The 12,611-nt window shown below is 49.6% G+C and carries 11 protein-coding genes; 8 read left to right on the forward strand and 3 right to left on the reverse strand.

The features are described 5' to 3' along the window. Positions 1 to 183 precede the first annotated feature (183 nt). Both IT527_RS08990 and IT527_RS08995 read right to left on the reverse strand, forming a co-directional pair. Entirely contained in the window at positions 184 to 1,275 is a 1,092-nt protein-coding gene (locus IT527_RS08990) for a phospholipase D-like domain-containing protein (RefSeq protein ID WP_292968199.1), read from the reverse strand. Between the two features lie 49 nt (positions 1,276 to 1,324). Then, entirely contained in the window at positions 1,325 to 2,650 is a 1,326-nt protein-coding gene (locus IT527_RS08995) for a hypothetical protein (protein WP_292968200.1), read from the reverse strand. 183 nt (positions 2,651 to 2,833) lie between these two features. Between IT527_RS08995 and IT527_RS09000 the strand changes: the two genes are divergently transcribed. Next, a complete protein-coding gene (locus IT527_RS09000) occupies positions 2,834 to 3,358 on the forward strand; it encodes a CreA family protein (RefSeq protein WP_363278171.1) in 525 nt (174 codons plus the stop codon). A gap of 376 nt (positions 3,359 to 3,734) precedes the next feature. On the opposite strand, the gene ahpC is transcribed toward IT527_RS09000, so the two are convergent. Further along, positions 3,735 to 4,298 carry an alkyl hydroperoxide reductase subunit C gene (ahpC, locus tag IT527_RS09005; protein WP_292968202.1) on the reverse strand — a complete coding sequence of 188 codons (564 nt, stop codon included), beginning with the start codon at positions 4,296 to 4,298 and terminating at the stop codon, positions 3,735 to 3,737. A gap of 229 nt (positions 4,299 to 4,527) precedes the next feature. Between ahpC and sdhC the strand changes: the two genes are divergently transcribed. The 7 genes from sdhC to IT527_RS09040 all read left to right on the forward strand — a co-directional run bounded on the left by sdhC (position 4,528) and on the right by IT527_RS09040 (position 12,596). Continuing rightward, entirely contained in the window at positions 4,528 to 4,920 is a 393-nt protein-coding gene (gene sdhC, locus IT527_RS09010; protein WP_292968203.1) for a succinate dehydrogenase, cytochrome b556 subunit, read from the forward strand. Beyond that, positions 4,914 to 5,267 carry a succinate dehydrogenase, hydrophobic membrane anchor protein gene (gene sdhD / locus IT527_RS09015; protein ID WP_292968204.1) on the forward strand — a complete coding sequence of 118 codons (354 nt, stop codon included), beginning with the start codon at positions 4,914 to 4,916 and terminating at the stop codon, positions 5,265 to 5,267. The genes sdhC and sdhD overlap by 7 nt, the downstream gene beginning before the upstream one ends. A gap of 1 nt (position 5,268) precedes the next feature. Next, on the forward strand, positions 5,269 to 7,032 hold the full coding sequence (gene sdhA, locus IT527_RS09020; RefSeq protein WP_292968205.1) for a succinate dehydrogenase flavoprotein subunit: 1,764 nt from the start codon (positions 5,269 to 5,271) through the stop codon (positions 7,030 to 7,032). Between the two features lie 77 nt (positions 7,033 to 7,109). Beyond that, entirely contained in the window at positions 7,110 to 8,084 is a 975-nt protein-coding gene (locus IT527_RS09025; RefSeq protein ID WP_292968206.1) for an ankyrin repeat domain-containing protein, read from the forward strand. Positions 8,085 to 8,311: 227 nt separating this feature from the next. After that, a complete protein-coding gene (locus tag IT527_RS09030) occupies positions 8,312 to 10,600 on the forward strand; it encodes a DNA translocase FtsK (protein ID WP_292968207.1) in 2,289 nt (762 codons plus the stop codon). Positions 10,601 to 10,660: 60 nt separating this feature from the next. Further along, positions 10,661 to 11,281: an outer membrane lipoprotein chaperone LolA gene (gene lolA / locus IT527_RS09035; RefSeq protein WP_292968208.1), complete on the forward strand. Its 621-nt coding sequence runs from the start codon at positions 10,661 to 10,663 to the stop codon at positions 11,279 to 11,281. A gap of 7 nt (positions 11,282 to 11,288) precedes the next feature. Next, on the forward strand, positions 11,289 to 12,596 hold the full coding sequence (locus IT527_RS09040) for a replication-associated recombination protein A (protein WP_292968209.1): 1,308 nt from the start codon (positions 11,289 to 11,291) through the stop codon (positions 12,594 to 12,596). Positions 12,597 to 12,611: the final 15 nt, after the last annotated feature.

A 12,611-nucleotide genomic window follows, 5' to 3' on the forward strand; every position in this document is an offset into this window, starting at 1 on the left:
TGTCCGCGACATTACGCTTGCGGATTGGATGCACTGCTTTCGGGAAGCGCGGTAAAAATGTTAAACCCGAATTATAAAGTGCACAGATAGCCTTGACCAAACAAAAAATCTGAATCGGGATTTTTTAACAGATCGCTGGAAGTGTATCGAGGATGCACCTGCTGCAAGGCGGGTTGACTGTTGTTACCTTGCTGCTATCCCGCTTTCGTTCCTTAATATATTCCAGCGCTCTGCCAGGATCTGAAAAACCAGAGGGTTACTGGAAATTGCAGCAATTTCATGATTAAGCCAAAACGAGGGCTGGGTCCAGTTGAAACTGCCAAAAATTGACCAGACGCGATTGCCGTCTTCGATCAGCACAAATTTAAGGTGCATCGGAAGTTTTTCGGAATTAAGAATACGTCTGAACCGGATTCCGGCAGAAGCCAGACGCTGTTCTACTTCGGGGGTTACGCGCCGGTGGGTGGATTCTGCAAAGATTTCCAGTGTGACACCGCGTTGCGCAAGGTTGATCATGACATCGACTGCACTCTTTGTCCTGATGTGCGAGGCGGCAATACGGACGCGCGCGTTGCTGCTGATGCCGCGTAAGAACTGGATGACAGGATGCGAACTGAGTCGCGGCCAGAAGTGAATAATGGTGTCCGTACCCTGGATATCATGACTCGCCCTGGCAGAAAAACGATACCAGAGCCCGGGAGGGGACTGGTACAACTGTCTTGCGTGTTTCACCAGGCCGTCTACCAGAACAGGATCTATGAGGCCGAACAGCGCGTTATAGCCACGGTCCTGGTCACCAATTTCCTGAAGGATGGCAGGATCTTCCTGCAACATGTTTCCCGAAGGATTGAAAGAACCGATAAAAGCAACAGGCTGAGGGTGGGAAAAACAATACAGTTTTTCATGCAGCTGCGGTTTCCATGATTTATTTGATGGAGAAGGGATCCCGGGAAGAGTGATGATTCGCAATGCATCATCCAGCCCGTCCGGCCCTGAAAGCCCGGTAATAACAGCATCATTGGCGTGAGGAATGCGCGGCCTTCCTTCCAGGCACAGCGTAACGCGGACACCCCGTTTTTTTGCCTGAATAAGTGCATCGGCCAGGCGAAGGTCACGGAAATAGTAGGTTACCCAATCAATCGTGCCGCCGGCGGGGACAGCTGCAATATGTGCTTCCAGCACATTGCGCAGGTGGCCGGGCATCTGATCCGGGCCGCCAAAATGAATTTCAGGTGAAAATTCTGCAGAAAATGGTGAATCCGGCGGGGTATGCATAAAAAGGATGTGGCCTACCGCATCAGGCTGTTAATCCATATTGACATTTTCATCCCTGCTGCTCATCTGTTGTTTTGCCTGAGGCCCCGGTTTTTCCCGCTTTTGCCCGCCGGGTTTCATTCTCAAGCAGGGCTACATAACGTGGCAGAACATCAGCACCACCAGCATGTAACATTTCATTGATGAAGCGCTGGCGATTTTCTTCCACATAAAAATTATCGCACCCTTCGGATAAAAATTTGTTGATCAGCAGGTAGACATCATCCCGGCATTTCAGTTCTGTTTCCGGCATGTAATGCGCCATGGCGGACCGGCCGGCATGAAGATAATCTGCTGCCAGTACCGGCTTTTTTGCTTTGATGGCTTCAAATACGACGGAAGTCGCCAGATCAATGATGACATCCGCCCAGTTCATCAGAGGAATGGAATGTACATTGTCTGCTGCCACGCTGACATTCGGAAGCTCACGCAGAGAAGCGCTTCTGGTGAATGACTGTCGCCAGCCGCCTCGCGTATGAGGTTTGATTATCAGCTCCACGCCGGGAAGTGCAGCAATCAGGCCGGTGATCTCACTGACTTCTTCCCAGAACGTGGTGAATTCACTCTTTCTCAGGAACATGACGATTTTGAGGCGAGTATCCGGTCGAGTCTGGTGCCCGGATACCGGTGACAGTTTGGCAAGCCTCTCCAGCCATTCGTCACAATAGCGTGGAGAGCCCAGTACAGCAATGGCCTGGCTGTTCAGAAACGGGCGAAAACGGGTTGCGCATAATTCATTGGGGACGACCAGTTTGTCGAATATTCTGGCATCGGCATACAGGGTATCCGGCTTCACGACCCATTCACGATGGCGTATCAGCCGGTTGGCATGCGGGCTGTCACCATGCGGTAGTGATACCGCGCCATGTCCCCTTTCCTGTGCCATGCTGATAATGGTTTCAACCCACTCAATCGGGATGGGTGACCCTTTCGTAATCCAGTCAAAGACAACCACGCCTTCACCGGTATTGCCAAAAGCACGATCCAGCAATCGTCGGGCTGTTTTCTGCCAGATTGCCGCCCGTTTACCGGCATCGTATTTCCGGGCCAGTTTTTCAGCCAGCCGCCCAAGCAGGAAAATACGCCGCACCCCCTTGGCCAGAAGGAATGCCTGCAGTTTCCATAACAAAAATTCATGTGGAAATAACACGCTGCGGAGATGTGCTACACGAACATGGTTCAGTGTACCCAGAAACCGAATACGGTAATCAGCCAGAAATTTGGGGGGTCCCAGCAGAACCACATCAGCACTATGGCCCGATTCCGACCACTTGGTAACAACCGGAGTAATGTGATCTATATCGTTATAATGACGGAGAAAAAACAGAGCTTTCATAACAGGGCAGAGCAGCAGGTTGTTTATTATAGGGATGGGAGCAGGTTGCTGAAATATACGTAAGTGATCGGATAAGCCGGGGATTCTGCCAGCTTGGCGATCGGTTGCCAATCAGGGGCGGCAACATTGCTGCCAATTTATCGCGGCAAAACAGCAGCCATTGGTGAAAACAGGAGGATTACCATGAATCATCAGGGAAACAGGAAAACGAGCCATACTGATCTTGCAGCTCGGGTCAGGCAGGGGATATGGATTGGGGTGGCAGCCGCAATTGCTTCGTATGCACTACCTTCGCTGGCAGAAAATATCGGTAGTGTATCAACCCGGTTCAAACTGCTGGGTGCCAACGATAAAATCGTGGTGGAGGCTTTTGATGACCCGGAAGTGGCTGGCGCAACATGTTATTTGAGTCGGGCGAAAACCGGCGGAATCAGCGGTACGGTGGGGGTGGCCGAGGACAGATCTGAGGCTTCTATCGCCTGCCGCCAGACCGGATCGATCACGCTGTCTGAGAATATAAAAAACGGTAAGGCGGATGGTGATGAGGTATTCAAGAAGAATACTTCACTGCTGTTCAAAACCTTGCAGGTGGTCCGCTTTTACGATGCCAAACGCAATGTTCTGGTTTACCTTTCTTATAGTGACCGGATTATTGAAGGGTCACCACAAAACAGTATTTCAGTCATTCCCATTATGCCCTGGCATTAACTGCGAATGTCATCATGATATTGTGGGGGGTATACGGCCGGCTCAGGAACCTGTATCGGATTGTTCCGGAATGGGCTGTTCCAGATCGACCTCCTGAATGTGGCTGTACACGATCCAGTCCAGCAGGGGCGACTGCGCGGTTCAGTGGGGTTTGGTATAAGTATTCGGTATCAGAGGAGAGAAAACCGGTCGGGATGCTTTATAAGAAAAATATCCCGGCCGGTTTAAATGAAGCAGCGAGCTTTGGAGAAATGTTAGCGAGACAGCCAGTTCAAGGAAAAAGTCGGCAAGAAAGCGGAGTTTATACGTGATAAATGAGCATTTTTAGCCGACTTTTAGCGCAGAAATGGCAACGCAGGAATTTTTCAGAGGTTCCTTAGATCTTGCCAACCAGATCTATGGAAGGTTTTAGTGTGGCGGCGCCTTCAGTCCATTTGGCCGGACACACTTCGCCAGAGTGTGTGGAAACATATTGTGCTGCCTTGACCTTACGCAGCAGTTCTGCAGCGTTGCGGCCAATATTGTTATCCTGCACTTCAAATGCTTTGATCTGACCTTCAGGATTGATAATGAAGCTTCCACGCAGAGCCAGTCCGGCTTCTTCAATAAGCACATCAAAATTACGGGACAATTCTCTGGTTGGATCGCCTACCAGCGGATAGCGAACTTTACGAATCACGCTGGAGGTGTCATGCCAGGCTTTGTGTGTGAAATGTGTGTCTGTTGAAACACCGTAAACCTCGACCCCGATTTTCTGGAATTCCTCGTAGTGATCAGCCAGATCCTCAAGCTCGGTCGGGCATACAAAAGTAAAATCCGCGGGGTAGAAAACAATAACCGACCACTTCCCTTTCAGGGTTTTGTCAGTTATTTCGACAAAATCATTATTATGGTACGCAGTTGCTTTGAATGGCTTTACAGTAGTGTTAATCAGTGACATTGCCGTTCCCTTTTATGTAGTTGACACAGAATAATAAGCTTCAGCTGAAGTTTAAGGCGCTACGTCTGTTTAGTCCAGTCTCATGAATATGTATACAGCGGCCGGGGTGATGACTCGCCGGCAGGTTAAGTTGTCTGCTGACATGGAACGGATTAAACTAGAAAACTGTAAAGTGACTGTTGGGGCTGTCTAACCCATCGATAAACTCACCTGGTCTGACTGGCTGTTTATGGAAGCGCAATATCCGGCGAGACGACGCCCTAAATATCTGAATCTGCTAAAAATCAGAGAACCACTTCCTGCTGTTGTTTCCATTTTGCATCGCATTAGCGGTGTACTGCTTTTTTTTCCGGGAATTCCATTATTCCTCTATGGATTGCAGCTGTTGTTGCAATCACCGGAAACTTTTGCCAGCCTGCAATCTGGTCTGGCTCATCCGCTATGCAAGCTGTTTTTACTGCTGGCAACATGGTTTTTTTTGCACCACCTGTTCGCCGGTATCCGCCATTTAATGCTTGATTTACATTACGGCCTGCAACTGGAGCATGCTCGCCTGAGCAGTAAACTGGTGCTGATTTTTGGGGCGGCTCTAACAATGCTGGCAGGGGTGTGGTTATGGTGAAACCGGCGAATCGAATTATTACGGGCGCACATTACGGGCTGAAAGACTGGCTGGTTCAGCGTATTACTGCTGTCCTGATGGTGGTATATATCGGGTTGCTTATTGTATTTATAGTTGTTTATCAACCGGAAAGCTATGAAGAATTCAAGGCACTATTTTCCATCCGGTGGATAAAAATTGCTTCTTTGCTTTTTTTTGCCGGTTTGTGTTGGCATGCGTGGGTGGGTGTGCGTAATGTCCTGATGGACTATATTCATCCGATGTCCATTCGTTTGACTTTGCAAATAATGTGCATCGTGGCATTACTGGGTTACCTGATATGGTTCCTGGATATTATGTGGGGATGATGTGAAAGTTAAGCAAAGGAAATTTGATGTGGTTATCGTTGGTGCGGGCGGGGCAGGTATGCGTGCCGCATTGCAGTTATCCGAAGCAGGATTCAAGGTTGCTGTTTTATCAAAGGTATTTCCCACCCGGTCCCACACGGTAGCGGCGCAGGGCGGGATTGCGGCCGCACTGGGTAATGTGACCGAAGATGACTGGAGATGGCATATGTACGATACCGTCAAAGGCTCGGATTATCTTGGGGATCAGGATGCAATCGAATTCATGTGCCGCCACGCTGCCGAGGTGGTGTATGAACTGGAACATTTCGGAATGCCGTTCGACCGGCTGGAGAGCGGTAAAATTTATCAGCGTCCGTTCGGTGGACAATCTTTGAATTTTGGTGGAGAACAGGCCAGCCGTTCCTGTGCGGTTGCCGATCGTACCGGCCATGCCATGCTGCATACCCTTTATCAGCGCAATGTCAGTGCTAACACCCAGTTTTTTGTAGAGTGGCTGGGGCTTGATCTGATTCGTGATCAGGAAGGTGATGTGCTGGGAATCACCGCACTGGAAATGGAAACCGGTGAAATCATGATTTTGCAGGCTCGTGCAACGTTATTGGCGACGGGTGGTGCCGGTCGTATTTTTGAAGCAAGCACCAATGCCTTCATTAATACGGGCGATGGTCTGGGCATGGCTGCACGAGCAGGTATTCCGCTGGAAGATATGGAATTCTGGCAATTTCATCCAACCGGCGTATATGGTGCAGGCATATTGATCAGTGAAGCGGTGCGGGGAGAGGGAGGATATCTGGTCAACGCGGAAGGGGAGCGTTTCATGGAGCGTTACGCGCCTCATGCCAGAGATCTTGCCAGCCGTGATGTTGTTTCCCGCGCGCTGACAATGGAAATAAGGGAAGGGCGTGGATGTGGCCCCAAGGGGGATCATTTGCTGCTGAAACTGGATCATCTGAGTGCGGAAACGATCACATCGAAATTACCTGGAATTCGGGAAATTGCACTCAAGTTTGCGCATGTCGACCCCATTGTTGATCCTATTCCGGTTGTTCCGACCGCGCATTATATGATGGGCGGTATCCCTGCCAATTATCACGGCCAGGTGGTTGCCCCTTATAAAACCAGTCCTGAGGAAGTTGTGCCGGGGCTCTACGCTGTCGGTGAATGTGCCTGTGTGTCTGTGCACGGCGCTAATCGTCTTGGTACGAACTCACTACTGGATATTGTCGTGTTTGGGCGTGCTGCCGGTAATCAGATTATTGAGGATCTGACCAGGAACAATCATCACAAGCCGCTGCCGCCAGGAGCGGGAGAACAGTCCCTGACGCGGCTGTTACGCCTGGAAACCCAGAAGGATGGAGAAAATGTGGCTGCGGTCAGTGAAGCATTGCGTAATACCATGCAGACACATTGTGGCGTTTTCCGTTTTCCGGATGTGTTGAAAGAAGGCGTGGAAAAAATCAGTGAAGTTGCTGAACGGGTCAGGCATACCGAAATTCACGATAAAAGCAGGGTGTTTAACACCGCCAGAGTTGAAGCGCTGGAGCTGGATAATCTGGTTGAAGTGGCTGTGGCTACCATGGTTGCAGCGGAGGCGCGTCATGAAAGCCGTGGTGCGCATACCCGCCATGATTTTCCCGAGCGCGATGATCAGAAATGGCTCAAACATTCCCTGTTTTTCAGTAAAGACAAGCGTCTTGACTACAAGCCGGTGCGACTGAAACCATTGACCGTGGAGTCATTCCCTCCCAAAGCAAGGACTTATTAAGCAGCTCCGTATCTGGAATGTGACCTGTTTTCTTATCACCAAAACAAAACCAATTTCTTACAAAACTTTATTTTCAAATGAAATCAACGGAAAACATGTTATTCCCTGCCCGATTGAAGCAAATCTGCCTGATTAGTGTTGCAGTCCTGTTCTTGTTTTTTCAGTTACCACATGCCCATGCTGATACTGAAAAAGATGCCGCTTTTCTCAAAGCTGCTTTGACAGGGAATTTACCGGATGTTGAAAAAATGCTGAAGGAGGGAATCAACGTCGATCTGCAATCTCCCGAGGGTTTTACCGCATTATCGGTTGCTGCACAGAACGGTCATCAGGAAGTCGTAAAACTGCTGCTGAACCGGAAGGCGGCGGTTGACCTGGCTAATGTCCAGGGGGGAACACCTTTGCTGCTGGCCAGTAAGAAAGGCCATCAGGAAATTGTTGATTTACTGCTGGCTAAAGGGGCTAATCCCAATCTGCAGGATAAAGGCGGGCTGACTCCCCTTATGCTGGCTACTGTTAAAGGTAACGCTGCAATAGTCAGGTTACTGCTTGAACATCAGGCTCAGCCCAATCTGCAAAATGAAAATAAGGCGACAGCGTTGCACCTGGCTGCCATGAATGATTATGCTGATATCGTTGATATGCTGCTGGCAAAAGGGGCCAAAGTGGATTTACAGGATACCAATGGTGCTTCCGCACTGGTCCTCGCTTCTCTGACCGGTCATCTGCCGATCGTTCAGAAATTACTGGCCCATGGTGCCCAACCGGATCTGAAAGCAACCAATGATTTTACTGCGCTGATCCTGGCGGCACAAAACGGACAGAATCCGGTTATTGAAGCGCTGCTGGAAAAAGGTGCACAAATCAATTTTCAAAATAAGGATGGGATGACTGCATTAATGTCGGCGGTATTGAATGAAAATGTTGATACTGTCAAATTATTGCTGGAAAAAGGAGCTGATACCACGCTCAAGACGGCCAGCGGTAAAACTGTCCTGGAAATCGCCAAACTTCCCGAGATTATTGAGTTGCTCAAAGCAGTAAAGAATTAATTTGCGATATTCTCAATATTGTAAGAAACCTGTTCCGCTTCACGAGAGCAGGTGAGGTGTCAGGCAGTAACAGGCTGCTTATCTATCCGGCGCCGCTGTTGAAACATTGGTTGAATTGTTTCACGGTGGCGTACCTCTTTTTTACCGCGCTAAAATAAAAATAGGGTGGCAAGCTGTTTGCCGGCCTCCATTCTGAAGTTGAAGATGTATACATGAGCAATAAGCCCATGGCGAAAAAAGTCGCCAGTAATCCCCTGCCGCCCAGAATTAGCCGGTTACTGCGAGAAGCTGTTTCGCTGGTTTTAAGCGGGATTGCACTTTACCTTGCACTTATTCTGATCAGCTATGATCGTACTGATCCAGGCTGGACACATAGCGGCGGGGCGTCTCAGCAGGTAAGCAATGCGGGAGGAAGTGCCGGCGCGTGGCTGGCTGATCTGATGCTCTATTTTTTTGGGGTTTCGGCGTGGTGGTGGGTGATATTTTTCTTTGCAGCAGTTTGGTGGGGCTATCGCCGTATTGATATTGCCAGCGTTTTCGATCCACGTGTACTCATGCTGTCCTTTACCGGATTTATCACCTTGCTGGTGGCCAGCAGCGGTATTGAAGCATTGCGTTTTCATACACTGCGTGTTTCGCTTCCTCTCACTCCCGGTGGTCAGCTGGGAGAAATGCTCAGCAAACAGCTCCTGTCATTACTCGGTTTTAGCGGCGCCACACTGATTCTGGTAATTGTTTTTGCCATTGGATTCAGTCTGTTTTCAGGATTATCCTGGGTGCGGCTGTCTGAAAAAACCGGAGCAGGTGTTGAGACAATCTGTTTTGCTGTCAGGGATATATGTATGGGGTGGTTAAATCGCCATGCTGATACGGCCCCGGCTCGTGAACGGGAAGTCTGCGCTGAAGAAATTCGGAAAGCTGCTTCCCCGCCAGCGGCCCCCCTGCATATTGAAATACCGGAAACAGTTGTTCCCAAAGTACCGCGAAGCAATAAAGAGAAACAGGCACTACAGTTTCCGAATTCATCTGATGAAATTATTCCTCCTCTTTATTTGCTGGATGAGCCGCAAAGTAATGTCGAAATGTTGTCCAGTGACAAGCTGGAGTTCACTTCCCGTCTGATTGAACGAAAACTGAAGGAATTCGGAGTGGAGGTGAAAGTGGTCGCCGCCTATCCCGGACCGGTTATTACCCGTTATGAAATTGAACCTGCAGTGGGTGTTAAAGGTAACCAGATCGTTAACCTGGTCAGAGATCTGGCCCGTGCACTGACGGTTGCCAGCATTCGTGTAGTGGAAACGATCCCGGGCAAAACAGTGATGGGACTGGAAATCCCCAATCCGAAACGCCAGACCGTTCGCTTACATGAAATTCTTGCGTCTGATGTTTATACAAATAACGCTTCACCATTAACGATAGCACTCGGGAAGGATATTAGCGGCCGTCCCGTAGTGTCTGACCTTGCCAAAATGCCGCATGCCCTGGTTGCGGGCACGACAGGCTCCGGTAAATCCGTGGCAATTAATGCTGTTATCCTGAGTCTGGTTTACAAAGCTTCTCCGGAAAATGTCCGCTTGATTCTGATTGATCCGAAAATGCTGGAACTGTCGGTTTATGAAGGCATTCCACATTTGCTGACACCCGTGGTAACCGATATGCGCGATGCTGCCAGTGCGCTTAACTGGTGTGTCGCTGAAATGGAGCGACGTTACAAACTGATGTCTGCGCTGGGTGTACGTAACCTGGCCGGTTACAACCAGAAAGTGCGTGATGCTGCTAAAAATGAGGAACCGCTGACTAACCCGATAAGTTCCGTGCCCGATTCTCCTGAGTTACTGGAAGAAATGCCGCTGATTGTGGTGGTGATCGATGAACTTGCCGATCTGATGATGATTGTGGGCAAAAAGGTTGAGAAACTGATTGCGCGGCTTGCCCAGAAAGCACGGGCAGCTGGTATTCATTTACTGCTTGCCACGCAGCGCCCGTCGGTGGATGTGATTACCGGGCTGATCAAAGCCAATATTCCGACACGTATTGCCTTTCAGGTTTCCAGCAAAATTGATTCCCGTACCATTCTCGATCAGATGGGGGCGGAAGCACTGCTGGGCCAGGGTGACATGCTTTATCTTCCACCTGGCAGCGGCTACCCTCAGCGCGTTCACGGCGCATTCGTGGCGGATCATGAAGTTCATAAGGTAGTGGAATATCTTAAACAGCATGGCGAAGCGCATTACATCGAGGAAATTCTTCAGGCAGGTGAGGAAGGGGGATTGTCTGATGAAAACGGGGGCGAAAATGGTAAATCTGCCGGTGGAGAGTCCGATCCACTCTATGATGAAGCAGTCAGTATCGTGACCAGGTCTCGCCGCGCCTCAATCTCGCTGGTACAGCGGCAGTTACGCATCGGTTACAACCGTGCTGCCCGGCTGATTGAAGAAATGGAGCGTGCAGGTCTTGTTTCCAGCATGCAAAGCAATGGCAACCGGGAAGTACTGGTTCCCGACCGTAATGAGTAAATCAGATTCGGATACCTGTATGCCTGTATCCGATTAACCAACTTAATCAGATAATTTATTATGCCCCGTTTATTTTTAGTGATTGTGCTGTCAGCGTGTCTGTTGCCATTACCGGCAAAAGCGAATGCAATTGAAAGCCTTAAATCTTTTGTAAACAAGGCGCTCACCTTTCGAGCTGATTTTTCCCAGACATTGCTCGATAAAAATTTCCAGATTATCAAGAAGGCGAGTGGCAGTATGATGTTCGAGCGCCCCGGGAAATTTCGCTGGATATATGAACAACCTTACCAGCAGTTGATCGTTGGTGATGGCAGGCAGGTATGGTTTTACGATCAGGATCTTGCCCAGGTTACGGTGCACCGGCTTGACCAGGCTTTAGGCAGTACGCCGGCAGCACTGCTTGCAGGTGGTAATACTATCGAGCGTGACTTTAACCTGCATGAAATCGAAGTGCAGGGGGATACAGAATGGCTGGAGGCGATTCCCAAAAATCAGGAAAATTCGTTTGAGTTGATCCGACTGGGATTTTCAAAAACCGGTAATTTACGGGAAATGGTTTTGCGTGACAGTTTTGGTCAGGTGACATGGCTGATTTTCTCCGGGATTGAGGAAAATCCGGTACTCACATCCGATTTATTTCAATTTGCACCACCGGAAGGGGTGGATGTAATTCGTGACTGATTCCTGTATGGCCCAAAATCCAGCTGTTCCGCTGGCTGAGCGTTTACGCCCGCGGGTATTGGGCGATGTGATCGGGCAATCTCACCTGTTGGGCGCCGGCAAGCCTTTGCGACTGGCTTTCGAATCAGGCAAGCCATATTCCATGATTCTCTGGGGGCCGCCCGGCAGTGGTAAAACTACTTTGGCACGGCTTATGGCACACGCATTTGATGCCGAATTTATTGCCATTTCTGCTGTATTGTCCGGTGTAAAAGATATCCGGGAAGCAGTTGAGCGTGCCCAGATCACACTGCAGCGTACAGGCAGGGCGACCCTGCTGTTCGTAGACGAGGTTCATCGCTTTAACAAGGCGCAACAGGATGCTTTTCTGCCTTATGTAGAGCAGGGGTTGATTACTTTTATTGGCGCCACTACTGAGAATCCTTCATTTGAAGTTAACAGTGCATTATTGTCTCGCGCTCAGGTATATGCACTGAAAGCGCTTTCCAGTCAGGAGCTATGCCAGTTATTTGAACGTGCCTGCAGTCTTACGGTACCGGACTTGCAGTTTGACAATACCGCTGTTGAGTTGCTGACAGAGTTTGCGGATGGAGATGCGCGCCGTTTGCTGAATTTGCTGGAGCAGGTGCGAAATGCGGCAGAGACTGAGGCAATCATAAAAATTGATGCTGATTATTTGGGCAGAATACTGGCGCGCAATATTCGTCAGTTCGATAAAGGCGGTGATACCTTTTATGATCAGATTTCAGCATTGCATAAATCGATTCGCGGCTCTTCTCCTGATGCGACTCTTTACTGGCTGTGTCGTATGCTCGATGGCGGTGCCGATCCGCGTTACATCGGCAGAAGACTGATTCGTACTGCCACGGAGGATATCGGGCTGGCTGATCCGCGTGCATTAACGCTGGCATTGAACGCTTGTGAAGTGTTTGAGCGGCTGGGCAGTCCTGAAGGTGAGCTGGCATTGGCGCAGGCTGCGCTTTATCTGGCCTGTGCACCAAAAAGCAATGCTGCTTATGTGGCGTATAAACAGGCACAAGCCTTTATAAAGGAGGATATTTCCCGCCCGGTTCCGGTACATTTACGTAATGCGCCCACTAAATTGATGCGCGAGATGGGTCACGGTGCAGCTTATCGTTACGCGCATGATGAACCGGAATCCTATGCTGCCGGAGAGAATTATTTTCCTGAAGGTATGCCGAGTGTCCGGTTTTATCGGCCGACTACCCACGGGCTGGAAACCAGGATTGGTGAGAAACTTGCTTATTTGCGCACGCTGGATGAAAAGGCGGGGGAAAAAACAGATCCTGCATAAGATACAGAGAGCTGG

Origin of the sequence: Nitrosomonas sp., assembly GCF_020852615.1 — a bacterium.
Lineage (GTDB): Bacteria > Pseudomonadota > Gammaproteobacteria > Burkholderiales > Nitrosomonadaceae > Nitrosomonas.